This is a genomic window from Mycobacterium sp. NGS41 (assembly GCF_059812725.1).
This window is the reverse complement of the sequence record NZ_JCALDF010000017.1, coordinates 12,882-37,244: the sequence shown is the minus strand read 5'-3', so window position 1 is coordinate 37,244 and position 24,363 is coordinate 12,882. Positions and strand designations below refer to the sequence as shown.

General features: G+C 64.7%; 24 protein-coding genes and 3 pseudogenes. 19 read left to right on the top strand and 8 right to left on the bottom strand.

Going from position 1 to position 24,363, the window contains the following annotated elements:
- The first annotated feature begins 15 nt into the window (after positions 1-15).
- Together AC5Y21_RS16425 and AC5Y21_RS16420 are read left to right on the top strand one after the other, a co-directional pair.
- The gene (locus AC5Y21_RS16425; protein WP_499913725.1) at positions 16-1,566 is read left to right on the top strand and encodes a Rieske 2Fe-2S domain-containing protein; all 1,551 of its coding nucleotides are present in this window, start codon (positions 16-18) and stop codon (positions 1,564-1,566) included.
- Entirely contained in the window at positions 1,563-1,895 is a 333-nt protein-coding gene (locus AC5Y21_RS16420; protein WP_499913723.1) for a hypothetical protein, read from the top strand. Before AC5Y21_RS16425 ends, AC5Y21_RS16420 begins: the two co-directional genes overlap by 4 nt.
- A gap of 16 nt (positions 1,896-1,911) precedes the next feature.
- On the opposite strand, the gene AC5Y21_RS16415 is transcribed toward AC5Y21_RS16420, so the two are convergent.
- From AC5Y21_RS16415 to AC5Y21_RS16405, 3 genes are all read right to left on the bottom strand, one after another.
- Positions 1,912-3,705 carry a serine/threonine-protein kinase PknH/PknJ gene (locus AC5Y21_RS16415; protein ID WP_499913720.1) on the bottom strand — a complete coding sequence of 598 codons (1,794 nt, stop codon included), beginning with the start codon at positions 3,703-3,705 and terminating at the stop codon, positions 1,912-1,914.
- A 68-nt stretch (positions 3,706-3,773) separates the two neighbouring features.
- Complete coding sequence (locus AC5Y21_RS16410; protein ID WP_499913718.1) at positions 3,774-5,336, bottom strand: phytoene desaturase family protein; 1,563 nt, start codon at positions 5,334-5,336, stop codon at positions 3,774-3,776.
- A gap of 46 nt (positions 5,337-5,382) precedes the next feature.
- Positions 5,383-6,006, bottom strand: a complete 624-nt coding sequence (locus tag AC5Y21_RS16405) for a TetR/AcrR family transcriptional regulator (RefSeq protein WP_499913716.1) — start codon at positions 6,004-6,006, stop codon at positions 5,383-5,385.
- Between the two features lie 70 nt (positions 6,007-6,076).
- On the opposite strand from AC5Y21_RS16405, the gene AC5Y21_RS16400 reads away from it, so the two are divergent.
- The 4 genes and pseudogenes from AC5Y21_RS16400 to AC5Y21_RS16385 all read left to right on the top strand — a co-directional run bounded on the left by AC5Y21_RS16400 (position 6,077) and on the right by AC5Y21_RS16385 (position 7,659).
- Positions 6,077-6,571, top strand: a complete 495-nt coding sequence (locus AC5Y21_RS16400; protein ID WP_499913714.1) for a DUF2834 domain-containing protein — start codon at positions 6,077-6,079, stop codon at positions 6,569-6,571.
- A gap of 55 nt (positions 6,572-6,626) precedes the next feature.
- Positions 6,627-6,695: pseudogene (locus tag AC5Y21_RS16395) on the top strand (antitoxin); the annotation flags it as partial.
- Positions 6,682-6,989 (top strand): annotated as a pseudogene (locus tag AC5Y21_RS16390) (type II toxin-antitoxin system PemK/MazF family toxin). The pseudogenes AC5Y21_RS16395 and AC5Y21_RS16390, both read left to right, overlap by 14 nt.
- 79 nt (positions 6,990-7,068) lie before the next feature.
- Positions 7,069-7,659 (top strand): TIGR03086 family metal-binding protein, encoded by a 591-nt coding sequence (locus AC5Y21_RS16385; protein ID WP_499913712.1) that lies wholly within the window; start codon positions 7,069-7,071, stop codon positions 7,657-7,659.
- Positions 7,660-7,840: 181 nt separating this feature from the next.
- Here the strand turns inward: AC5Y21_RS16385 and serS are convergent, their stop codons facing one another.
- Positions 7,841-9,097: a serine--tRNA ligase gene (gene serS / locus AC5Y21_RS16380; protein WP_499913710.1), complete on the bottom strand. Its 1,257-nt coding sequence runs from the start codon at positions 9,095-9,097 to the stop codon at positions 7,841-7,843.
- Between the two features lie 112 nt (positions 9,098-9,209).
- Between serS and AC5Y21_RS16375 the strand changes: the two genes are divergently transcribed.
- From AC5Y21_RS16375 to AC5Y21_RS16365, 3 genes and pseudogenes are all read left to right on the top strand, one after another.
- Positions 9,210-10,547: a septum formation family protein gene (locus AC5Y21_RS16375; protein ID WP_499913708.1), complete on the top strand. Its 1,338-nt coding sequence runs from the start codon at positions 9,210-9,212 to the stop codon at positions 10,545-10,547.
- A gap of 4 nt (positions 10,548-10,551) precedes the next feature.
- Positions 10,552-10,955: pseudogene (locus AC5Y21_RS16370) on the top strand (metallopeptidase family protein); the annotation flags it as partial.
- A gap of 6 nt (positions 10,956-10,961) precedes the next feature.
- On the top strand, positions 10,962-11,168 hold the full coding sequence (locus AC5Y21_RS16365; protein WP_499913815.1) for a hypothetical protein: 207 nt from the start codon (positions 10,962-10,964) through the stop codon (positions 11,166-11,168).
- A gap of 1 nt (position 11,169) precedes the next feature.
- On the opposite strand, the gene AC5Y21_RS16360 is transcribed toward AC5Y21_RS16365, so the two are convergent.
- Both AC5Y21_RS16360 and pheA read right to left on the bottom strand, forming a co-directional pair.
- Complete coding sequence (locus AC5Y21_RS16360; protein WP_499913706.1) at positions 11,170-11,856, bottom strand: histidine phosphatase family protein; 687 nt, start codon at positions 11,854-11,856, stop codon at positions 11,170-11,172.
- Positions 11,853-12,806 (bottom strand): prephenate dehydratase, encoded by a 954-nt coding sequence (gene pheA / locus AC5Y21_RS16355; RefSeq protein WP_499913704.1) that lies wholly within the window; start codon positions 12,804-12,806, stop codon positions 11,853-11,855. The genes AC5Y21_RS16360 and pheA overlap by 4 nt, the downstream gene beginning before the upstream one ends.
- A 93-nt stretch (positions 12,807-12,899) precedes the next feature.
- Between pheA and AC5Y21_RS16350 the strand changes: the two genes are divergently transcribed.
- The 6 genes from AC5Y21_RS16350 to AC5Y21_RS16325 all read left to right on the top strand — a co-directional run bounded on the left by AC5Y21_RS16350 (position 12,900) and on the right by AC5Y21_RS16325 (position 19,126).
- Positions 12,900-13,679 carry a DUF2470 domain-containing protein gene (locus AC5Y21_RS16350; protein WP_499913813.1) on the top strand — a complete coding sequence of 260 codons (780 nt, stop codon included), beginning with the start codon at positions 12,900-12,902 and terminating at the stop codon, positions 13,677-13,679.
- A 61-nt stretch (positions 13,680-13,740) separates the two neighbouring features.
- Entirely contained in the window at positions 13,741-14,925 is a 1,185-nt protein-coding gene (locus tag AC5Y21_RS16345; protein WP_499913702.1) for an LCP family protein, read from the top strand.
- Positions 14,926-15,131: 206 nt separating this feature from the next.
- Complete coding sequence (locus tag AC5Y21_RS16340) at positions 15,132-16,619, top strand: hypothetical protein (RefSeq protein WP_499913700.1); 1,488 nt, start codon at positions 15,132-15,134, stop codon at positions 16,617-16,619.
- An 11-nt stretch (positions 16,620-16,630) separates the two neighbouring features.
- Positions 16,631-17,194, top strand: a complete 564-nt coding sequence (locus AC5Y21_RS16335; protein ID WP_499913699.1) for a hypothetical protein — start codon at positions 16,631-16,633, stop codon at positions 17,192-17,194.
- Positions 17,195-17,329: 135 nt separating this feature from the next.
- The gene (locus tag AC5Y21_RS16330; protein ID WP_499913697.1) at positions 17,330-17,893 is read left to right on the top strand and encodes a hypothetical protein; all 564 of its coding nucleotides are present in this window, start codon (positions 17,330-17,332) and stop codon (positions 17,891-17,893) included.
- Between the two features lie 678 nt (positions 17,894-18,571).
- The gene (locus AC5Y21_RS16325) at positions 18,572-19,126 is read left to right on the top strand and encodes a ferritin (protein ID WP_499913695.1); all 555 of its coding nucleotides are present in this window, start codon (positions 18,572-18,574) and stop codon (positions 19,124-19,126) included.
- On the opposite strand, the gene AC5Y21_RS16320 is transcribed toward AC5Y21_RS16325, so the two are convergent.
- Positions 19,123-19,947 carry a glycerophosphodiester phosphodiesterase gene (locus AC5Y21_RS16320; protein WP_499913692.1) on the bottom strand — a complete coding sequence of 275 codons (825 nt, stop codon included), beginning with the start codon at positions 19,945-19,947 and terminating at the stop codon, positions 19,123-19,125. The genes AC5Y21_RS16325 and AC5Y21_RS16320 overlap by 4 nt on opposite strands.
- Positions 19,948-19,951: 4 nt before the next feature.
- Positions 19,952-21,031 (bottom strand): DUF4328 domain-containing protein, encoded by a 1,080-nt coding sequence (locus AC5Y21_RS16315; RefSeq protein WP_499913690.1) that lies wholly within the window; start codon positions 21,029-21,031, stop codon positions 19,952-19,954.
- Positions 21,032-21,571: 540 nt separating this feature from the next.
- On the opposite strand from AC5Y21_RS16315, the gene AC5Y21_RS16310 reads away from it, so the two are divergent.
- The 4 genes from AC5Y21_RS16310 (at position 21,572) to AC5Y21_RS16295 (ending at position 24,230) form a co-directional block, all read left to right on the top strand.
- A complete protein-coding gene (locus tag AC5Y21_RS16310) occupies positions 21,572-21,724 on the top strand; it encodes a hypothetical protein (RefSeq protein WP_499913688.1) in 153 nt (50 codons plus the stop codon).
- 156 nt (positions 21,725-21,880) lie between these two features.
- Entirely contained in the window at positions 21,881-22,504 is a 624-nt protein-coding gene (locus tag AC5Y21_RS16305; protein ID WP_499913686.1) for a superoxide dismutase, read from the top strand.
- Positions 22,505-22,710: 206 nt separating this feature from the next.
- Positions 22,711-23,244: a peptidase gene (locus AC5Y21_RS16300; RefSeq protein ID WP_499913811.1), complete on the top strand. Its 534-nt coding sequence runs from the start codon at positions 22,711-22,713 to the stop codon at positions 23,242-23,244.
- A gap of 587 nt (positions 23,245-23,831) precedes the next feature.
- Positions 23,832-24,230 (top strand): transcriptional regulator, encoded by a 399-nt coding sequence (locus AC5Y21_RS16295; RefSeq protein ID WP_499913684.1) that lies wholly within the window; start codon positions 23,832-23,834, stop codon positions 24,228-24,230.
- The last annotated feature ends 133 nt before the right edge of the window (positions 24,231-24,363 follow it).

The window sequence follows — 24,363 nt, the reverse complement described above, 5'->3', positions numbered from 1 at the left end:
TCCAGAGAGGTATTTGTGCAGGTCACGAGCGTCGGCCACGCCGGCTTTCTGATCCAGACCCAGGCGGGCAGCATCTTGTGCGACCCCTGGGTCAATCCGGCTTACTTCGCCTCCTGGTTTCCCTTCCCAGACAACAGCACGCTGGATTGGGACCGCCTGGGAGACTGCGACTACCTGTACGTCTCCCACCTGCACAAGGATCATTTCGACGCAAAGTTGCTGGCCGCGCACGTCAACAAGGACGCGGTGGTGCTGCTGCCCGACTACCCGGTGCCTGATCTGCGAAACGCACTGCAGAAGTTAGGGTTTCACCGGTTTTTTGAAACCACTGACTCGGTCAAGCACCGGATCAGCGGGCCCAGGGGTGACCTCGACGTCATGGTCATCGCGCTGCGCGCCCCCGCCGACGGCCCGATCGGCGACTCGGCGCTGGTGGTTTCCGACGGCGCCACAACGCTTTTCAACATGAACGACGCTCGCCCGGTCGATTTGGAGCCGCTGACGTCGCAGTTCGGTCACGTCGACGTGCATCTGCTGCAGTACTCCGGCGCGATCTGGTACCCGATGGTCTACGACATGCCGGCGCGCGCCAAGGAGGCTTTCGCCACCCAGAAACGGCAACGCCAGATGGACCGCGCTCGCCAGTACATCGCCCAGGTGGGCGCGACCTGGGTGGTGCCGTCGGCCGGACCGCCGTGCTTTTTGGATCCGGAGTTGCGCCACCTGAACGACGACAGCGGTGACCCGGCGAACATCTTCCCCGACCAAATGGTGTTTCTGGACCAGATGCGTACCCACGGCCACGACCGCGGCTTGCTGCTGGTTCCCGGGTCCACCGCGGACTTCACTGGTACGACATTGAATTCGCTGCGTCATCCGCTGCCCGCCGAGCAGGTTGAGGCCATCTTCACTACCGGTAAGTCGGCGTACATCGCCGACTATGCCGAGCGGATGGCGCCCGTGCTGGCGGCGGAGCGGGCGAGCTGGGCTCCTGCCACCGGTGAGCCGCTGCTGGAGCCGCTGCGTGCGCTGTTCGAGCCGATCATGCTGCAGAGCGACGAGATATGCGACGGCATCGGCTACCCCGTCGAACTCGTGATCGGACCTGAAATAGTCGTCCTGGATTTCCCGAAACGAGCGGTGCGCGAACGGATTCCCGACGAAAAGGTCCGCTACGGGTTTGCGATTGCGCCGGAACTGGTGCGTACCGTGCTGCGCGATCAAGAACCAGACTGGGTCAACACCATCTTCTTGTCCACCCGATTCCGGGCTTGGCGGGTCGGCGGATACAACGAATACCTGTACACGTTCTTCAAATGCCTGACCGACGAGCGGATCGCCTACGCCGACGGCTGGTTTGCCGAGACCCACGACGACTCCGCATCGATCACCCTGGACGGCTGGGAGATTCAGCGGCGTTGCCCCCACCTCAAGGCCGACCTGTCGAAATTCGGCGTGGTGGAGGGCAATACGCTGACTTGCAACCTGCATGGGTGGCAGTGGCGGCTGGATGACGGCCGCTGCCTGACATCGCGGGGCCATGAACTACGGAGCACCCGACTATGACCGAGATTTACGACGACGGGCTGGTCCAACTGGATCGCGAAGCGATCACGTTGCGCCGCTACCACTTTCCCGACGGTACATCGAAACTCATCTCGCTGGACGCAATCCGCGGGTACCAGGCCGAGTCGCTGGGCCTGTTCGTGCAGCGGTTTCGCATCTGGGGGACTTCGGATTTCCGTCGCTGGCTGCCGCTGGACGTGCACCGGCCGTTCAGGTCGACGTTGATCACGCTGGACGTACCGGGCAGTCGGTGGCGCCCCGCCTTCACGCCGGAACGCCCGGACGAGTTCACCGCATTGCTGGACGAGCTGCTGAATCAGCGCGGTTAGCTGTGCACAACGGGTGTCAGGCCGCTACTTTGGCGGCGATCTGACGGGCGATGGTGACCGCGGAATCGGACGGGCTTTTGCTGCACTGGTTGATATCGATAACGACGTTGTTGGCCACGGTCAGCGCCCGCTGGCAGGCATAGTAATCCCACGTCCAGGACTGATTGCCGCCACCGATGGTTTTCGTGGTGGTTAGCATGCCGTTCGCGTTGGAGACGGCCCCCACGCTGTACACATAATCGGGTTTGCCGGCCACGGTGCGGGTGACTTTTCGGTTGGCACAGGCCTGCCACTGTTGGATGGAGGCGGTGAAGAACGCGTTCGCATCTTTGACGTTGTAAAACAACACCACAGCCTGAACGATCTGATGAGCAAATTTGGCGACGTTTTCGTGCAGCTCCTGTGAGCGCATGGCGCTCCACCCCGCGCGGCTATACGCGGTTATTTCCGCCGGGAACACCGCGGGCAGACAGGCCTTGTCCGGAACGTCGGTGCTCGTGTCGTACATCGCGCTACTGGAATTCGCGATGGTCACCCCGCTGGCGCCCGTCGCGGTGTCGATTTGGTCAGGGCTGAGCAGCAGCCCGTCCAGCGCGGTCTCCGCGACAAGCGGCGGGCCGGTCGTGGTGGTGGGGGTGAAGGTCGGAGAAGTCCCGGTCGACCTGGTGGTGGTGCCGGTCGCTTCGGGCTTGCTCGATTTGTTGGCGAGATACACGCCGGCGGCGACCAGAGCGACCACCGCGATCAGGGCGACGACGACCATGCCCAGCACCAGACGTTGGTTGGAGCCGGCTCGCGGGGCCGGCTGTTGCGGCAGTGGCCGCTGGCCCGGCCAGCCGCCCGGCTGGCCGGGCAAATGGGATGGTGGGAGCGGCGGCCAGCTGGGTGGGCCTGGTTGAGCCGCAGCGAAAGTCGGGGATTCGGGGCGTTGCCACCCCGGTGCGGGTTGGGGCGGGCTATGCCGAATTGGTGCGCTATGCGGCATGTGACGTGGCGCGTTGGTGAGGGCGCCGTGCAGGGCGGTGGCCAGTTCACGCCCGCTCTGATAACGCTCCTCGGGTCTTTTGGCCATGCCGCGGGCGATGGCGTCATCAAACCCGGCAGGTATTTCGGGTCGATGCTCGCTTGGCCGCGGCGGGTCCAGCGTCAGGTGACCGGCAATCTGCTGTTCCATGCTGTCGCCCGGATACGGCGTGGCGCCGGTCAGGCACTCATGGAAGACACACGCCAGCGCGTACACATCGGCGCGGCCGTCGGCGCTGCCGGTCATAAACCGCTCCGGCGCCATGTAGGCCATGGTCCCGACCATCATCCCGGTGCTCGTCAGCCGACTGGCCGAGGCGTCGTGCGCAATACCGAAGTCGATCAAATACACGAAGTCGTGACGGGCCATCAGCGCGTTGGACGGTTTGATGTCGCGGTGTACCAGCCCGGCTTCATGGGCGGCATCCACCGCCGCAGCCAGTTGATCGACCACATGTACGGCCCGTTGCGGGCTCATCGGGCCCTCCCGCCGCAACAGGGTGTGCACGTCGATGCCGTCGATGACAGGCATCGTCAGATACAACCGGCCGTCGATTTCGCCGGCCTCATAGATCGGGATTATGTGCGGCTCGGTCAACCGGGCGGCGGTGTATGCCTCCCGCCGGAACCGTTCCTCATACCCCGGTTCGCTCGCCAGTTCGGGCGACAGCACCTTGATCGCCACATTGCGCTGCATCATGGTGTCGTGGGCTTTGTATACCTTGCCCATGCCGCCTTCGCCGATCAGATCGATCAGCCGATAACGCCCAAACGCGACCTCATCCACCCGCAGCCTGCCCCGCCACGACCAGAATGCTAGCGATTCAGCAAGCCCAATACGAAATTATTCGCCAACTATGCGCTGCGGTCGGCGAGCACTTGACGGGCCGCGTTGTATCCGGGAATGAAGGTGATCCCCGGCCCGCCGTGGCATCCCGCACTGCCCAGGTAGAGTCCGTCGACCGGGATCGGCTGTCCGATAAATCCTTTTGGACCGGCCCGATTCTGGCCGATCTGGTCCGGATGCAGCAGCCCGTGACAGTAGTCGCCGCCCGGCGCTCCGAACATCACCCCCATGTGCTTGGGCGTGAAGGTGGTGTGCCGGGTGATGCTGCGCTCGAAATTCGGTGCCAATCGGGTGATTTTGTCGATCACCCGCTGCCCCATTTCCACCTTCGCCTGCCCGTAGTCGGCGCCGCCTTCGATCGGGAACCACATTGCGAACGCGGACGCGGCATGCTTGCCCGCGGGAGCCAGATCCGGGTCGTGCACCGAGGGGATCTGCAACACGAGCGTCGGGTCGGCCGGCACGATGCCGCGGCGGCAATCCTCCCATTGCTGCTGGACTTCTTCGGGTGTGCAGAAGATACCGATCGATGCCTGCATGGACGGATCGTTGAGCGTTTCATAGGGGGCGACGAACTCGGGCGGCTCGTCCAGGGCGAAATGCATTTGCAGGTAGCTGCCGCGGTGGTCGATACGCGAATACCGTTCGCGGACATCGGCGGGCAGCGCGGACGGGTCGATCAGGTCGTTGAGGGTGACGTCCGGCGCAATGCCGGAGACGACGATCGGGGCGGTCAGGGTCTCCCCCGTCTCGGTGCGGACTCCGTTGACTTTGCCGTCGGCGACGAGGATTTCGGTCACCTTGGTGCGCAGCCGAACTTCGCCGCCATCGCTCTCGAGCCGTCGGCACAGGTGGGCGGTGAGGGCGCCGATGCCGCCGCGAAGTTTCTTCATCTGCACGAAGTCGCCGTCGGGGATGCCGAGACCGAACGCGAGCGCGGCGGCACTGCCCGGTGTCGCCGGTCCGCGGTAGATGGTGTTGACGGCCAGCACGGTCATCGAGCCACGGATGGCGGCATGCTTCTCGCGGTCGGGGAAGTAGCGGTCCAATACGTCGGTGACCGAGCCGAACAGCATGTCGTCGATAGCGGACCGCTCGAATTCGTTTGTGGCGCAGGCATACATCTCGTCGAGGGTCTTGGGCAGCGTAGCGGACTCGAAGCGGCCGAGCGCCCGCGTCGGCGCCTGGCTCCAGGCCAGTAGGCCGGCCATTCCGGTGACGGCGTCCGCTCCGTGTACCTCGTTGAGGTGGCTGAACATCTTCATCGGGTCGGTGTATTGGACCAGCGGATCGTCCCCGACGCCGCGCAGCGCTATCGACATCACCTCTAAGTCGACTGTCGGCAGCGTGTCCAGCTCCAGCGCTTCGATGACCACCGACGACGTCGGGAACTGCACCGATCCCGCGATTTCGAACTTGTACCCGTCGAACAACTCCACCGTGGAGGCCATGCCGCCGGCGTAGAGCTTGGCGTCCAGGCATGCTGTCCGCAGCCCTGCCTGTTGCAGTAGGACCGCCGCGGTCAGCCCGTTGTGACCGGCGCCGATCACGATCGCGTCGTATTCAGACATGTGACCTCCCGAACTGCAGGCTGGCACGCGACTAAAGTTTTGTCAATTATGACGAAACTGCGGTGACCCAGGTTCCGGAGATGCCATGCCGCAGCGATTCGAGGGCCACATGCGACATCCGCGCCAGCTCTCCGAGTGATCGATCGTCGCCAACCATCCAAGCTTCCATCGCTCCGAATACCGCGGCTGCAATACAGCGGGCCGTCACCGTGATTCGCAGCGGAGCATCCGGTGTGTGCCCTTCTTTGCAGCTACGCCTTCGCAGTTGCGCCTCGATGGCCTCGGCGAGGTCAGCTTGGACGTCCCGGATGTGACGGACGATGCGGCCCGGGTCGAGCTCGCCACCCCTTAGGGCGGCGATTTTCGTAACGGCCTCAACGTCATATGGAAATGCGAAGATGGCCGACTGCACGGAGTCGATGACGGATTCATCGGCGGGTCTGGCCTCCAGTGCGGCGCGGAACCAGTTCAATCCGGTGTAGTCGGCAAACAGCAGATCGTGCTTTGAAGTGAAGTGGCGATAGAAGGTTCGCAGTGAGACTCCGGCGTCCGCCGCGATCTGCTCGGCGGAGGTGTCCTCCACGCCCTGAGCCAGGAATCGCACCACCGCCGCCTGCCGCAACGCCTCGCGGGTGCGTTCGCTGCGCGCGGTCTGCGCGGGCCTGACCATGGTTAGTAAGGTAGCAAGAAATATTGTGTCAATATTGACAAAACTTCAAGCCGCGAGTGAGACTGCGGCCATGGTCTCACTTCTCGTCCACGCAGTCCTTGGGCTTACTGTCATCGGCCTCATCGTCAAGTCGAATCCTCAGGTCTTCGCCAAACCGGCCAACGGACCGGCGTTTTCGCCGTTGGAATGCGTGTATTACGTCGTCGGCATCGCCTCGATCGGGCTGGGCTGGTACTTCAACATCCGCTTCGTGCGGGAATACTCCCACGGGTCGACCAACCCGATCTGGGGCCCCGGCAGCTGGGCGGACTACATCCGACTGATGTTTACCAACCCGGCGGCCGGTTCGGCCAGCCAGGACTACACGATCGCGAACGTCATTCTGCTGCCGCTGTTTACCATCGTGGACGGCTACCGGCGCGGGCTACGGCGCCCCTGGCTGTATTTTGTCTCCAGCCTGTTCACCAGCTTCGCCTTCGCGTTTGCCTTCTACTTCGCCACCATCGAACGCCAACACCGGCACGCCCAAGCCGGTGCGTCGGAGGTGCCGAGGGTGGACGCCTGAGCCGAGCAAGTCCCCTGCCGCTCAGTGGCTCGGTAACCAAGCGACTGCGGCCGCGGCCCTCGCCGAGATCGCCGATTGGGGCCCTGCCGAGGACTGGGCTGACTGGGCCGATGCGGCGCGGTGAACTTTGGTTCGCCGCGACACCCGGCGGCGACCGGCTCGTGCTCATTCTCACGAGAGATCCGGTTGCTGACCGAATCGGCGCCGTCGTCGTAGCCGCATTGACCCGCACCCGTCGAGCACTGGCATCCGAGCTGGAACTTACCGCGCCGACGACGGCGTACCAAGCGATTGCGTGGTCAATTTCGACAACATCCATACGCTGCCGCGCGCCGCGTTGCGTCGCCGGATCACTCGCTTTTCTCCGGCACGGGTGCACCAGGCTTCTCGGACACTTCGAGCAGCTACCGGCTGCTGAAACATACATCCGGACACGATCTGATCGGTCGCGTTTCCTGAGACCGATTTATGTCACTCCTAGTCCCTACGATTCGGTCATGAACAACGGCACGACTGCAAGGATTGGCTCGATGGCCGTCGAGGCGACTGACCTGCTGATCGACGCGGTCAGCACGATTCCGCCCGGAAGCTGGGACGACCCGTCGAACCTAGACGAGTGGAGCTTGCGTGACCTTGTCGGACACGCAACCGGCAGCGCCGCGAAGATCGTCACGCTCGTCGAAGACGGACAGCTCTGGGAGGGCCCATCCCAGCCTGCCGACTGGATTTGCGACGACCCGGTGGGCCGGCTGCGCGAGCTGGCGACTCGATTACGAGATGCTCTACCCGCAGCCGACTTAGAGGCGATGCGAACCTCCCCGGAGGGTGAGGTTCCGCTGCGGCGAGCGCTCCTGTACCCGGTTTCGGATTTGACCTTGCACAGCTGGGACGTGCACCGCTCGCAAGGTCAGTTGGTCGAACTGCCCGACGACCTCCTCGCGCTATGCCAAGGGCTTGTGGAGTCGGTGCCGGAAGCCGTGCTGCGGCGCCCGGGCGGCTTTGGGCCAGCCCAACAGGCGCCGACGGGCTCCTCGCCGACAACCCGGCTGATGGCCTTCCTCGGGAGGTCAGTTACGGGCACTGGCTGATCTCGTAACGTCTGTCACTCGAGTACCAGAAAAGCCGGCCATGTTGCGGTCTTCAATCCGATATCACCGGCGATATCGAGTTGTAAAACCACTGGCCAAGCATCGTAGGGATTGCTGTGGCTGATGTGACTCACGTGTCGACCGAAGTGCACAACATCCCGGTCGGCGCAGGGTCGACCCTTTAAGCAGGCTCCAGCAGTTCGGTACCGACGAACGGCACCAGAGCGGCCGGCACCCGAACGCTGCCGTCGGGTTGCTGGTGGTTCTCCAGGATCGACACCAGCCAGCGGGTGGTGCCCAGCGTGCCGTTGAGCGTGGCCGCGGTCTGCGGCTTGCCGTTGGCGTCCCGGTAGCGCGTCGCCAGGCGACGCGCCTGAAAGGTGGTGCAGTTCGACGTCGACGTCAGCTCGCGGTAGGTCCTTTGCGTCGGAATCCACGCCTCGCAATCGAATTTGCGGGCAGCCGATGAGCCGAGATCGCCTGCGGCGACGTCGATTACCCGATACGGCACGTCGATGAGCGCGAGCATCTCCCGCTGCCAGCCCAGCAGTCGCTGGTGTTCGACCTCAGCCTGGGCGGGCTCGCAGTAAACGAACCCCTCCACCTTGTCGAACTGATGCACCCGGATGATGCCGCGGGTGTCCTTGCCGTAGCTGCCGGCCTCGCGGCGGAAACACGACGACCAGCCCGCGTACCGCAGCGGCCCGCCGGAGAGATCGAGGATTTCGTCGGAGTGGTAGCCGGCCAGCGGCACCTCGGACGTACCCACCAGGTAGAGGTCGTCGGCTTCCACCCGGTACACCTCCTCGGCGTGTGCGCCCAGGAACCCGGTGCCCGACATCACCTCCGGGCGCACCAGCACCGGCGGGATCATCGGGACGAAACGGTTCGAGACGGCCAGCCGCAGCGCCAGCTGCAGCAGGCCCAGCTGCAGCAGCGCGCCCCGGCCGGTCAGAAAGTAGAACCGCGAGCCGGACACCTTCGCACCGCGCTGCATGTCGATCAGACCCAGCGATTCGCCGAGCTCCAGGTGATCCTTCGGGTCTTGCAATTGCGGTGTTTCGCCGACGATGTCGAGCACCGCGTAGTCGTCCTCCCCACCGGCCGGTACCCCGTCCAGGACGACGTTCGAGATCGCCATATGTGCCGCCGTGAACGCCGTCCCGGCTTCGGCTTGGGCGGTTTCTGCGGCTTTGACCTGCGCGGCTAGTTCCTTGGCGCGGTGCAGCAGCGCGGGGCGCTCCTCAGCCGATGCGGCACCCACGCTCTTGCTGGCTGCTTTTTGTTCGCCGCGCAGCGCGTCGGCTGTCGAAATCGCGGCCCGACGGGTGGAGTCGGCCGTCAGCAGCGCGTCCACCAACGACGGGTCTTCGCCGCGGCTGAGTTGGGAGCGGCGTACGGCGTCGGGGTCTTCCCGGAGCAACTTCAGGTCGATCACGGCCGCAAGATTACTTTTGCCCGCGCGGTGACCGGCTACAGCATCCCGCCGGGCACGGCGTAAGGCATCACATCTGTAACGTTTGTAACGTGGTTTGACGCCCCCTGTCAGAATGGAGCGGATGTCGAACACGACCGAGGACGAAGTCGACTCGGCCAGCCCGCCCACCGAAGAGCCGGAGCAACCGCTGGCCGGGTTCCGCTGGCCGCGCGCTTTGGCTCCGACGGCGACCAGGCGGGCGCTGCTTCTCACCGCGCTCGGCGCCCTGCTGATCGCCGGGCTGGTCACCGCGATTCCTTCCGTCGCCACCTCGGGCCGGCTGACGGGCTATTCGGACAACAATCCGGTGCCCAGCACCGGTACCCGGAGCAATCCCACATTCAGCCGCGCCAGCAGTGGCAGCTGCCTGATGTGGCCGGACGGCGCGCCGGATTCCGCCGCGATCGTCAACTGCGCCGACGACCACCGCTTCGAGGTCGCCGAGTCCGTCGACATGCGGACCTTCCCCGGCTCGGAGTACGGGCCCACCGCCGCTCCGCCGTCGCCCGCCCGGATTCAGCAGATCACGCAGGAGCAGTGCGAGGCGGCGGTGCGCAACTACCTCGGACCCAAATTCGATCCCAACAGTAAGTTCACCGTGAGCCTGCTGTGGTCCGGTGACCGGGCGTGGCGCCAGTCCGGCGACCGCCGCATTCTGTGCGGCCTGCAGTTGCCCGGTCCCAATAACCAACAGGTCGCCTACAAGGGCAAGGTCGCCGACATCGACCAGTCCAAGGTGTGGCCGGCCGGCACCTGCCTGGGCATCGACCCCGCGGCCAACCAGCCGATCGACGTTGCGGTCGACTGCGCCGCGCCCCACGCGATGGAGGTCACCGGCACGGTCAACCTGGGCACGAAGTTCCCCAACGCCCTGCCGACTGAGGCCGACCAGGACGGGTTCATCAAGGACTCCTGCACCAAGATGACGGACGCCTACCTTGCGCCCATCAAGCTGCGCACCACCACCCTGACGCTGATCTATCCCACCGTGTCGATGCCCAGTTGGGCGGCGGGTAGCCGCGAGGTGGCGTGCAGCATCGGCGCGACCCTGGGCAACGGCGGTTGGGCGACCTTGCTCAATAGCGCCAAGGGCGCGTTGTTGATCAACGGCCAGGCCCCGGTACCACCGCCAGACATTCCCGACGAACGGCTCACCCTGCCGCCCGTGGCCCCGCCGGCGCCGGCCCCCCAACAGCAGCCCAGTGCGCCGGCGCAGACGACGCCGCCGGGCAATCAGCACCTGCCGGGCCAACCGGCGGTGACGCCGTCTCAAGCGCCGGCACCGCAGGCGCCGCCGCCGTCTTCTCGGGCTCAGGAGGCTCCGCCACCGGCCGAGGGCGGAGCACCGCCAGCCCCGCAGGCACCGGAAGGCCCGGCGCCGGCCGCCCCCGCTGAGCCCCCGCCGGGGTAGCGGCGTGGCCGTGCGGATGGACCCGCAGCGGTTCGACGAACTGGTCTCCGACGCACTCGATCTGATCCCGGCTGAGTTGACCGATGCCATGGACAACGTCGTCGTGCTGGTCGCCGACCGCCACCCAGAGGAGGACGACCTGCTGGGGCTCTACGAAGGGGTCGCGTTGACCGAGCGCGACTCGGACTACGCCGGAGCGCTGCCGGACGCGATCACGATCTACCGCGAGGCGCTGCTGGACGTGTGCGATTCCGATGACCAGGTCGTCGAGCAGGTGGCGATCACCGTGATCCACGAGATCGCACACCATTTCGGCATCGACGACGACCGGCTGGACGAGTTGGGCTGGGGTTAACCGGCGCAGTCGGGCGCGGCATCCCGGATTTGTCCGACGCCAATGCTATGAACGCTCTTATGAGCATGGGCTGCCGCGATTGCCGGGCGGGCTTGGACCATTGCCACGGCACCCTTATCCGTCATTCAGTGGGCCGACTACTGGGCCGGTCGGAGTGCACCGAGCCGGGCTGCGTGAGCCCCGAGCTGTTGCCGCATTGCTTCGTCGTGGACTGCGACGCCATCGGCTGCGCATGCGCGGTCGAATCGATCGCGGCGGCGGTCTGAATCAGCCCATCGGGTCGCTGCTGGATGCCACCGCGTCGGCGACCGGGCTGGAGTCGGGCTTCGGGTAGAACGGCGGCGACAGCGATCCCCACCGCACACAACTCCACCGCCCGTCGGTGATCGGCGACAGCACCACCGACTCCGCGTTCCCGAGATGGTTGTCCAGCGCAAAGTTGGAGTCCACTCCGGCCATTACCGCCGAGGCCAGTCGGATCACCGCGCCGTGGCTGACGACGACGATGTCGCCGTTCCAGTCGTGGTCGTCGAGATAGCGCAGCCGCAGGTCGGTGATCACCGGCAGGTAGCGGTCCAGCACGTCGTTGCCAGTCTCGCCGCCGGGTAGCGGCACATCGAGCTCACCGTGATGCCAGCGCTCGTAGACGGCATTGAATTCGGCGACCGCGTCGTCGTCGTTGCGGTTTTCCAGATTTCCGACCTGCACCTCGTGGATGCCCTCGAACTGTTGGGCCGTCACGTCCAGATGCTCGCCGATCACTGCCGCCGTTTCCGACGCCCTGACCGCCACCGAATGCGCGAGCATGGCCGGTCGCCCGAAACCCAGGGCGAACGCCAAGGCCTGATCGCGGCCCAACGGCGTCAGCGAGGTTCCCGGCGGGCGAGTGTCCAGCCTGCGGTCGACGTTGCCGTAGGACTGGCCGTGCCGCAGCAGCACCAAGCGGCCGCTCATGGTCCGGACCCCGCGCCACGGTCATGCTCGGAGTTGCCTGCGCGCAACCCCTCCAGCCAACTCGCCGCCTCGTCGACCGGCGGCGGCTGGGCTCCGGTGGACAATTCCGCCGGCCAGGACCCGAGGTATCGCACGTCGTTGCAACGACGGTGCAGCGCCATGAGTGCCTCGGCGACCGCGCCGTCGTCGATGTGTCCCACGCAGTCCACGAAGAACAGATAGGTGCCGAGTTCGGTGCGGGTGGGCCTGGATTCGATCCGGGTAAGGTCAATACCGCGGATGCCGAATTCGGCGAGCGCGGTCAGTAGTGCGCCTGGGACATTGTCGATCCGCAACACCGCCGCGGTGCGATCGGCTCCGGTGCGGGCCGGCGGTGGCCCCGGCAGGCCCACCAGGACGAAGCGGGTGCGGGCGTTGGATTCGTCGACGACACCGCTCGCCAACTCCGTCAGCCGGTAGTGGGTGGCGGCCAGTGGTGAGGTGACCGCGGCGTCGACTTGGCCCTTAGCTACCTGCCGTGCCGCGTCGGCGTTGGAGTAGGCAGGCCGCAGCTCGGCGCCGGGCAGATGAGCTTCCAGCCATTGCCGCACCTGAGCCGCCGCCACCGGAAAGGCTGCCAGCGTGCGTACGTCAGCGGCGCTGCGCCCGGATTTGACGACGATGCTAAAGGCCACGTCAAGCGTGGTTTCGGCGAACACTTGCAGCGGCGACCCGATGGCCAGGTTGTCCAGTGTGGGCATCACCGATCCGTCGATGGAGTTTTCGATCGGCACGCACGCGTAGTCGGCGTGGCCGTAACGGACGGCGTCCAGCGCGGCCGGCGTGCTCTCGATCGGCAACCGCTGCACCGAGTCTGGCCCAGCTTCGGCAAACAGGCCCGCGGCAGACATCTGCAGCAGGGCAGCCTCGGTGAAGGTCCCTTCCGGGCCGAGGTAAGCAATGCGCGCCACGACCACAACCCTAACGGCGACTAGTCACCGCCGGGCCTTGCGGTTCCCCTCCCGCTAAGTTAACTTAGGCTTACCTAACGCATGGAGGTAATGGTGTTACCGGTCACAAGCCCCGCGCCCACGACCGCAGAACGCATTCGTAGCGCCTGCGCACGGGCCGGCGGCGCGCTGCTGGCCATCGACGGCGAGGAACCGGTGGCCACGCCTGTACACCACTTGCTGTCCGACGGGTCGTTCGGCGTCGCTTGTCCGGTCGATCGCGCCGCGACGATGTCCGGCGCGCAGGCGATGCTAGAGCTGACCGATTACGCGCCGCTGCCCATGCGCGAACCGGTCCGTTCGCTGGTGTGGGTCCGCGGGCGTCTGGAAGAGGTTCCCCTGGACACGGTGTCCGAGCTGCTCGACCTGATTGCCACCGAATATCCCGACCCGGCGTTGCTGCAAATCGAGACACCGCGATCGGCGCCCTCCGGCCCGGAGGAAACCCGCTACACACTCCTGCGGCTGGAAATCGCATCCGTGGTCGTTACCGACGCCACCGGCGCCGAGCCGGTCAGCGTGACGGACCTGTTGTCAGCCCGACCCGACCCGTTCTGCGAGATCGAATCGACGTTGCTGTGGCACCTTTCCACCGCCCACACCGACGTGGTCGCACGACTGGTGTCGAAGCTGCCGACCCCGCTGCGCCGCGGCCAAGTCCGTCCATTGGGGCTCGACCGCTATGGCGTGCGGTTTCGCGTCGAAGGCAGCGACGGTGACCACGACGTCCGGTTGCCGTTCCACAAACCGGTCGACGACATGACCGGACTGAGCCAGGCCATCCGGGTGCTGATGGGCTGCCCGTTTTTGAACGGGCTACGCGCCCGCCGGTAGCCCACGGGAGCGCGCAGGTGGACCGCTGAAGGCGCCGCCAGCCGACCCTGACAGTTACGTTATGCGGGTGGATGGTGACCCGCGATCGCAGCGGCCGCGCCGGCCCCCGGACGCACGGTCGGAGCCGTCACAGGTCATTCGCCGCGAAAGCCGGACCCGCCAACGACAGATCGATCAGACCGAGCCGCTGCGCCGGATATCGGCCCAAGTCCCCTCGCCTTCGCGACCCGTCGTGTCCGCCACGTCCCCCTCGCGAACGGCGGCGCCCAGGCGCCCCAAGCCTCGCAAGCGCCGCTGGGCCCGCATGCTGCTGCGGATTCTGCTGATCATTCCGTTACTCGCGTTGCTGGGCGTCGTCGGCGTGTCAGCGTGGATCGACACGTCGCTGCATCGCGAGTCGGTATTGGCGGACTACTCCGATCGGCCTGCTACCGGCCGCGGCACCAACTGGCTGATTGTCGGTTCGGACAGCCGGCAAGGCCTCACCGACGAACAGCAGCGCGACCTGGCCACCGGCGGCGACGTCGGCAACAGTCGTACCGACACCATCCTGTTGGTGCACGTACCGGGCCTCGGGTCCAGCAACCCGGCCACGATGGTGTCGATCCCCCGCGATTCGTTAGTACCGATTCCCGGACACGGCAAGGACAAAATCAACGCCGCCTTCGCCATGGGCGGCGCAACCCTGTTGGACCAGACGGTGGAACAGGCCACTGGGCTGCGCATCGACCACTATGCCGAGGTCGGATTCGGCGGGTTCCCCGCGCTAGTCGATGCGCTCGGCGGCGTCACCGTATGCCTGAGCGAGCCGATCAGCGATCCGCTGGCCGGTATCGATCTGGCGGCCGGTTGCCAGAAGCTGACCGGCCGCAATTCGCTGGGTTATGTCCGGAGCCGCGCCACTCCGCGGGCGGACCTGGATCGGATGGCCAACCAACGACAGTTCATGTCGGCGCTATTGCACCGTGCCGCCAGCCCCGCGGTGTGGCTGGATCCGTGGCGCTGGTATTCGGTGCCCCACGCGACTGTCGGCGCCCTGACCGTTGACCGCGGCGATCACGTATGGGATCTGGCCCGGCTCGGCTGGGCGCTGCACGGACCCACCACCCCGCTGACCGTCCCGATCGGTGAGTTCACCGAAAGCGACGTTGGCGCGGTGGTCGTGTGGGACCACGACGCGGCCCGCAAGCTGTTCGCCGCGCTGGCCGCCGACGCCGTCGTGCCCGGTGGGTCCGATGGTCACTGATGATTTCCCGTTCCTTAGCGTTGGCATCGATTCGGTGATGGTGCGGCGCGTACCCGTGCGCCACGGATTCGCGCCTACTTTTGGTTTGTGCCGGTGGCTGAGTGGCTGCGCGGTTGCGATTATGGGTTGATGGTCGATCCGCGGTGTGCGCAAGCCACGGCATTTGACCGACCGTCGTTGGGGTCCCGGTTTGGAGGCGATCGCTGATGGCGGCCGTCGTGTCCTCGGGCGGTGGTGGGGGCGATGAGCTGTTCGCCGAACCCGCCCGGGCGCTGCCGCTGATCGCCCAGGGTGCCGCGGTGGGCACCAAAGCGGCCACCGCCGGTGCTACCCACGCCACCTCCGCGTTGCCCACCACCGCGGCGACTACCCCGTTTGATGCCGCGGTGCAAGCGGCGCTGATCGCGCTGGCCGAACAAGATGAGGCGGCCTCGATGCTCAGCGCGACCAGTGCGGCCACCCATGCCGCTGGTGCTGATGCCGCGGTGGCGTCGGTGGTCACCGAAGACACCCACTCCGGGCAGAGCCTGACCCGGGTCGGCGAGCAGGTGGGCAGCGGCGGGATGTATCAGGGTCTTGCGGCGATGATGCCGCCCGTGCCCTCGGTGCCCTCCACCGGTGGTGCTCCCTCGACTGGTGCCGGTGGTGGTTCCTCACCGGTGCTGGCTTCGATCCTGCAGCCCCCGGTTACCGCACCGGCGCACTCGCCTGGTGCCGCACCGTCACCAACGCCGACGGCCCAGCCGCTGGCACACACTCAACCCCAGCCGCCCCCGACGACGCAGTCCCCTGATGCGGGGCAAGCTCAACATGCCCAAACCCGGCAGCCCCCGCTAGCCGCCGAACCCCCGCGGGCTCAGCCGTTGGCGCCAGCAGCACCCGTGACGGCCTTCCCTGCCCTCGCCGCTGGCGGGCCCGCACCGCTCAACGGGTCCCCCAAGCCAGGTCCGGGACCCAGCGGGGTTCAAATGCTCGGCGGCCCTAGCGGGTCAGGGCCGGCACCTCAGGCCCCGCCCTTCCCGTTTCCGCTGGACCCACAACCTCCCATACCGCCGCTGCCGGATCCGAAAGACATGGACCCCAAGCAGTTAAACGACGCGTGGAACGATTTGGTGGCGGACCGAGAGGCCTACAACGCCCAATGCGGGCCGCCCCACGTCTTCAAACTGCCAGCAGAAAATGGGGCATATCAGGCCTGTCTTAGCCACTTGCGGTCCACGACGGAAAGGGAGGCGGCGCTTAGACAACGGTTCCGCGACTTAGGCATTCCCGAACCCCCACCTGACCGCGCTCCAGGCGCCGCCCCACCGCCAGGCACGCAACAACCAGCGCCAGGACAACCTGGTGCGCCCGGTTCCGAACCACCATCGGGTACGCCTACCGGCCCAAATCTCAATCAGCAGGCGACGCAAATCGGTAAAGATGTCATGGCGAACGTACCTAAGGGCTCAAGACTAGATACATTGGCCGATAGACTTAATCAATTGCACATCGGAGATCAGCAACAGGCCGCGGAGGCGGCAGACGCCGCGGCGAAAGCGGCATGGGGTGAGACCGGCGGAATTGTCGCGGGACCTAATGGGACAAAGCTGGTGCTACCCGCTAACCCGAATTTCGGGGAAGCCATTATGGTAGCCCCGGACGGAACCATTACGGTATTTCGGGGCGACCTCTTCCAGTTCCTGCCGAGGTAGCGGAGTAGGGTATGGATGTAACATCTTTGACCGGAGTAATCGACTTCGAGGTCTATCTCCTGATGACAATGAAGCCGCGTCTGTCTTTAGCAGATACCCGGGGCTTATTAGATGCCAAGCTAACCAAGGTAGGGCTATCTTTGGACGACGCAGTACGTATTTACGATCGAGTAGCAGACGCCCTCGGCGAAGAGACATCACGATTTCGAGACATGAAGACGCTCTTCGGCGTTCACGACAATAACGCCACATCGCTGAAGTACAACAGTGTGTTGTGGCCCGGATTTGAATTCAACGCCCACGCTGATGTAAACGGGCTGCTCGAGTCAGCAGGTTACGCTCACATCGAGCGCACACCGCTCGATGTCGAATCTCCAGTCGAGCTGGCCGCGTGGAGTTGCGACATTTCCGAATTTGATAAGCGTTTCGGCCCTGCTATCAGTTGTGTCAAGAGGCCATTATTCGACGACATCCTTCCCGCGTACGAAAGCTATGAGTTCTTATGGAAGGAAGACCGCTACGGCGCAGGATTCCTTTGGGGGCTATTCTTGTCATCTTCGATGGTTTGGGAGTGAGCTCGCCAAGCGTCACAGGCGATCAGCTTCAGCACTCTGGGAGAGCACGGCGGTGCTTCCTGATGGATCGGACACGGTGTTTAGAGGCGAAATTCACCAATTCTTGCCCTACCTTGGCCGATGAATGGATACACGATGAATACCGATTCGCTTGCCGCTATAGTCGACTTCGAGGTGTACTTACTTATGACTATGGAGCTGCGAGTCAGAATGTCGCACCAGGAAGCTCGACTAAAAGCAAAACTAGCTGAGCACGGGTTTTCCGTCGATAAAGGCGAGCGAATACATGAACGGGTGGCCGCAGCCCTTGGCGACGAAACCTCCTATTTCGAAAATATGAAGAAGCAGCTAGGTGTCGCCGACCAGAACGCCACATCACTGGAGTACAGCAGCGTATTGTGGCCAGGATTCAACTTCACCGCCATCGCTAATGACGGCGGAGTGCTTGAGTCGGCACGGTATCGGCGTACGACGCGCGGTGTGCCTACCGCCGATTCTCCGATCGGGCTGCCTATCTGGAGCATGGATGTCAGCGAATTCACGGAGCAGTTCGGCCCCATGAGGGGCGGCCGCCAATGGTCTATGTTCGACAAACTTCTTCCCGCATACGAGGAGTACGAATTTCCCTGGCGCGGCGAGAGTTATGGTGCGGGGTTCAGTTGGGGACTATTCATGTTTACGGCGAAGTCGTGGGATTGAGCCTGCCGGGGCGGGGAATATCCGCGAGTTCCGCACGAGTTCGGCTTTCCATCCGCATGACACAGTGCGCCGATGACGCGCGTGGCGACAATCGTGAGGTTCGTGTGTAGAGGTTCTGAATATGCTTCTTTGCGAATCGTCCAGGAACTGTTCAGTTTGGTGCTCTTTCAAAGTTGTCGAGTCCTGCCGGCGGCGAGGATCCAAGACGCCAAACCCCACCGCGTATTTATCCTTACCAGGTTAGTGCAGGGAACTTCCGATCAATTGCGGTTCGGCCCCAGCTGAACCCGGTGGTTCCTCGGCATACGGGCCTGGCTAGTGCCGGGCGCACTTCGGTTGCCCTGGCGCTGGCTGCTACATACCTCGCGATACCTCGCGGTGGGAAGCAGAGCCAGGAGCACGGTCAGGCCGGGGTTCCGGGATGCCGAGGTCACGGAAGCGTTTCCTGAGTGCGGCAGTTGATGCTTCGATCGGTCCGGTGGATAGGAGGAGTGGTGGTCGACGGTCCGTCTATTCGTCCGGGCAATTTAGGTTCGAATTAACTTTAGCCTAGCTTTACTTAGGCAAGACTGTCCAAATTCAAGCCATCCTAGAAGCTTGCCGCGACTTAGGAAAACCTTTCCTGAGTAAGTGATACCTTCGTTGCAACCCGCTTCTACCTGCGATAACCTGCTTTTCATGAGTGATTACGACGGCTCCAAGACAAAGTTTCATGCATTATTGCAGGAACAGATTCACAATGAATTTACCGCAGCCCAGCAATATGTGGCGATCGCAGTTTACTTCGACGGTTCCGATTTACCGCGATTGGCGAAGCACTTTTATAGCCAAGCGGTCGAGGAACGCAATCACGCGATGATGCTGGTGCAGCATCTCCTCGACCGGGACGTACGCGTCGAGATCCCGGGAGCGGACGCGGTGCGCAACCAATTCGAGCGGCCCCGGGACGCCCTGGCGCTGGCTCTCGACCAGGAGCGAGCGGTCACCGACCAGGTCAGCCGGCTGGCGGCGGTGGCCCGCGACGAGGGCGACTACCTCGGCGAGCAGTTCATGCAGTGGTTCCTGCAGGAACAGACCGAAGAGGTGGCGTTGATGACTACCCTGCTGCGGGTCGCCGACCGCGCCGGCGCCAACCTGTTCGACATGGAGAACTTCGTCGCCCGTGAGGTGGGCTCGGCGCCCAGCGTCACAGCCGCGCCACGCGCCGCCGGCGGCCGACTGTCATCGAGTTAGTTTCGGCCAGGCGCGGCGCGCCCATCCTCCAACCAGGCTTTGGTACGCCCGGGGAAGTTGGTCGCGATCCAGGCCACCCCGATCTCCCGGCAGAAGTCGATGTCGTCGTACTCGTCGACGTTCCAGCAATAAACCGACCGGCCCTGCGCCAGCGCGCGATCGACCAGCTGCGGGTATTCCCGCAGCGCCGGCAGCCACGGCCCGACGGCGGTGGCACCGACGGCGGTGGCCGCAGTGCTGGCCAGGTAGCGGCCGGTCTTGCCGAGCAACACCGTCGGCAGCAGCGGCGCTGCCCGACGAATCCGCCAAACCGCAGCCGCCGAAAACGACATCACGACGGCGCGGGATCGGTCGGCGGAAGCGGGCGACGCGATACCAAAACGATGCAGCAGCGCCAGCAGCTTCGTTTCCACCAGCGAGCCGTACCGGACCGGGTGCTTGGTCTCGACGAAGATCTTCACCGGCCGGCGCCAGTCCAGCACCAGCGCAACGAGGGAGTCCAGTGTCAACAGGCTGGTATCGCCGTGGGTGCCGTCGGGGCGCCAGCTGTCGTGCCATTCCCCGTACTCGAGCTCGCGCATCTGGGCCAGAGTCTTAGTGCTGACCAACCCGTCGCCCGTGGAGGTCCGGTCGAGCCGGCGGTCGTGCACGCAAACCAGATGACCGTCGCGGGTCAGCCGGACGTCACACTCGACACCGTCAGCGCCCTGTTTGAGAGCGAGGTCGTAGGCGGCCAACGTGTGTTCGGGCCGGGCTCCCGAAGCTCCACGGTGGGCAACCACGAAGGGGTGCCCGGTGAGCACCTCGTCGGCCCACGTCATACGCCTATGCTGCCGGTTCCTGCCCGTCCAACTCAACAGGGCCGGCAGATCCGCTCGGTCGGGCGGGGCCGTCGGAGCCCACCACGACCCAGCGATGCGCCGGTCGTTCGATCGGCTTGAGTTCGAACCCTTCGAAGACCCGGGCCACGGCGGCCACCGTGGCCGCCGCAAATAGGTAGCCGCACACCATCCATGCCGTGTTGTTGGCGATGCCCTGCGCGTCGGTGGCCAAGCTGGTAAGGATCGCGAAGGCCGAGACCACGTTGCTGAGAATCCAGACCAGCCACCACCGGATGATCGGTTTCTGCAGTCGGTGGTAGTGGCCTTCGACAGTTGCCAGCTCGATCACGTAGACCGGGGCCCAGAACAGGTTGACTAGCGGTATCAGACATCCGGCCCGGAGCGCGCGGACGGAACGCTGATCTGACATGCCGTAGTGCTCGAACGCGGCAGCGCGCCGTGCAATCAGCCATCGGGTCAGCACCACCGCACAGAAGATCGCGACCACGATCGCCGCCACACTGGCCAGAATGCCGAACCAGTCCGCGGCCAGCGCGACGAACGAATTGAGCAACATGTTGCGGTTGATGATCAGCAGCACGTACCGCACCACGAACATCAGCGCGACGACGGCCAGCACCAAGACGCCGACGAACAGCGTGGTGCGTACCGTCGCGGCGGAGGGTCCCGTCGCGGCAGACGCTGCCGCGGGGGCGGGCGCCTGTTCGACGCGGTCCGCCAAGCCCCAGCGCGGTATCACGGCGTAGTGCGGTGTCGGCCCAAGAGGCCGTCGCGGTCGCCGCGCCGGCGGCGCGGCTCCGGGGCGCACCGCGATCCAACGGAAGCCCGGCAGCAATCGCGGCGGTGTGCGCTGCCAACCCGCAGGCCGCTGGGCAGTAGCTGCGGGGCGGGTGGCAGCCGGAGCCGCCGCGGTGGGCAGGCCGGCGGTGGTGCTCCACCGAGGGTCGGCCGCCGGTGCGTCCGGCGACGGTGCCATCAGCGCGCCGCGGCAGCGGGGGCACCACTCGCGGCGACGTTCGCGGACGTTCCATCGAGTGCCGCATTGGGAGCACACCTGGATCACCGGACCATGCTAGCGCTGGCGACGATGCGGGCCGTGGCAACGGCCCGCTGAGAAGCGGCGCCATCAGACCCCGCGCTGGCGACGATGCGGGCCGTGGCAACGGCCCGCTGAGAAGCGGCGCCATCAGACCCCGCGCTGGCGACGATGCGGGCCGTGGCAACGGCCCGCTGAGAAGCGGCGCGGGTGCGACACCAGCTACCAAGGGCTATCCACAGTTTCCACAGGTTTATGCACAGCTGGCGTCGGGGTACACGGACCCATTGATACAGCCCCTACCGGGTAGTCACGTGCGCAACTGTGGATAACCCGGGCTGTTTGACGTGTGCCCATCGACAACCAAACAGGTACCCGAGCGAATGGATCGTCGCGCTAGCAACCACGGAGACGACCGCCTGACGGATGCCAACGAGTGCGCACGTCATGGCGCTGTTCTCCGACAGGTTTCGCGAAGCCGTTACAACACGTTATGATCGCGGTCACTGGAGTCGGTTGTGACTCACCTCACTACGGTGGGGTGAATGTGCAGGTGGAAGGCGTTTAATGGCCATGCATCCGTTCGGTCCGGGGACGGCGTCGTCGCGCTCGTATTCGGGCTCACCCGCGTGGAACCACTCCAACGGCTTCGCCGCACTGCGCGCCGCCCTGATCGCGCTGGCCTTGCTCGCCATTCTTATCGTCTTCGTCCTGTATTGAGTTCATGCCGGTCACGGCATCAACGGAACCGCCCTCTACCGGTCATCCTTGCGGCGCGAGCGGTCATGGAGCAGGGTTGATTACGCTAGGCCGCCCCGGGGGAACCCGTGCGAATGACTCAGGCGATCACCAACGATCATCGAAGGAAGGAATGCCGTGGCTGAATACACCCTGCCCGACTTGGACTGGGACTACGCAGCGCTGGAACCACACATCTCCGGTCAGATCAACGAGATCCACCACACCAAGCACCATGCCACCTACGTCAAGGGCGTCAACGACGCTGTCGCCAAGCTCGAGGAGGCACGCGCGAAGGAAGACCACTCGGCGATCTTCCTGAACGAGAAGAACTTGGCCTTCCATCTGGGCGGTCACGTCAACCATTCCATCTGGTGGAAGAACCTGTCGCCGGACGGTGGTGACAAGCCGACCGGCGATCTCGCCGCCGCCATCGACGACCAGTTCGGGTCGTTCGACAAGTTCCGCGCCCAATTCAGTGCGGCCGCCAACGGCTTGCAGGGGTCGGGTTGGGCTGTGCTGGGCTACGACACGCTCGGCGGCAGGCTGCTGACCTTCCAGCTCTACGACCAGCAGGCCAACGTCCCCCTCGGCATCATCCCGCTGCTGCAGGTCGACATGTGGGAACACGCCTTCTACCTGCAGTACAAGAATGTCAAGGCGGACTACGTCAAAGCGTTCTGGAATGTCGTCAATTGGGCGGACGTGCAATCGCGGTATGAAGCTGCCACCTCGAAAACCCATGGCTTGATATTCGGCTGAGTCCTTCCGGTCGGTTGGGGCGTCGCGCGAATCGCGCGGCGCCCTAACCTTTTCGGGGTCACGATTTCCAGTTTGTGAATGCGCGCACACGGTAGCCGTGTCGGCTTGCGAGCCGCCAAAACCCCGCGCATGCTTAGTCATTCGAGCTACCATTTATTCGAGCTACCGGCGTGGTTACTTCGGATGAAGGCGTCGCGGAGGGCGAGATGGATGCTGGATCAAGCCGGCCCATAGGGGTTGCTCCCTTTCATTCTCGTGGTGCCCTGAAAGGGTTTGTGATCTCCGGACGTTGGCCCGACTCGACCAAAGAGTGGGCCCAGCTGTTGATGGTCGCCGTTCGGGTGGCATCGCTGCCCGGATTGTTGTCCACCACAACCGTGTTCGGCGCCCGCGAGGAGTTGCCCGACGAACCCCAGCCCGACACGGTTGGCCTGGTCCTGGCCGAGGGCACTGTCTTCGGCGAATCAGCTATTCGGCCAGGGTATTTCGCTGATCATCAGCCGCCGGCACTCCTGATGCTGCATCCGCCGTCGGAAACCACGCCGTCGTTGCCGGAATGCAGTGGGGCGGCCTCGGGTTGCGTGCTGCTGCCGGGATTGCCCTATCTGGGATTGGAGCACCGGGCGGCTTGGGTGGAGGCGGAAGCCGACGGCACCATCACGTCAATGGTCAGCCGAGTCGGCGTCGATCCGATCAGTCATCCCGATACCGCGATTCTCGCGATGCTGCTCGCGGCGTAGCGCAATACGGGTCGCGCCTGCCGGCCTGTCCCGGCTGCGCGCAAACTCCGCGGCAACGCCGGACACTGGCCGTGATCGTCGAAACAGCACCCCAGGCCGCCCGGTGCAGCGGCGCCGTCGGCGCCTCTACCTGCCAATCGGCAGCCCACCCGCGCCCAAATGGCTTTCAAAGATCACTCAAATGTGACCATTGGTCGTCGCCCCGAGTCGGCCGTCGTACGCGACCTGTGCACTGCCGGACAGCAAATGAGGCGCTCGGCGCTTCGTCATCGTCCGCTGGTTGCCCAGCGGTACGCGCATTCACTTATCACGCCCGATTAGAACCCTTCGGTCACGCCGACGAAGTTGAAACGCCGGGTGAGTTTCCACGACGAATTCTTCGGATAACCTGTGAATTCTGTTCGGATTATGGACACCGGGGGTTGTCCGTTGGATGCTCTGCAGGGGCGGTGTCGCGCACCGCTTCAAACGCCGGACCCAAATCCGGCAGGGTTTGCACTTGGTTTGTGGACGCAACAGTCGCTACCATGGTCAGCAAATACATATTGATAACCGTTTCCTCTTCAGCCCCGGTGGAGGTCATATCGATGAGCACGACGTTCGCTGCCCGCCTGAACCGCCTATTCGACACCGTGTATCCGCCCGGACGGGGGCCGCACACCTCCGCAGAGGTCATCGCCGCACTCAAAGCCGAGGGCGTCACGATGTCGGCTCCCTACCTCTCGCAGCTACGTTCCGGCAACCGCACCAACCCGTCGGCAACGACGATGACCGCCCTCGCCAACTTCTTCCGCATCAAGTCCGCCTACTTCACCGACGACGAGTACTACGAAAAGCTCAACAACGAATTGTCGTGGTTGGCCACGATGCGTGATGAGAACGTGCGCCGCATCGCGATGAACGCCGCCGAGCTCTCCCCCAAGGCCCAGCTTGACCTTGTGGAGCGCGTCGAAGAACTGCGCCGCGCGGAGCGCGTGAACGCCTGAGCGACGCTGCAGCCCGCTTACCGGTCGACCCCTTCTGACCTGACGGACCACCCACAGCCATCTCCGTTTAGGGTTGGCTGAGATCGCGTACCCACACCGCGATAGTCCACGAGATATCGGGAGGCGTCCGGGA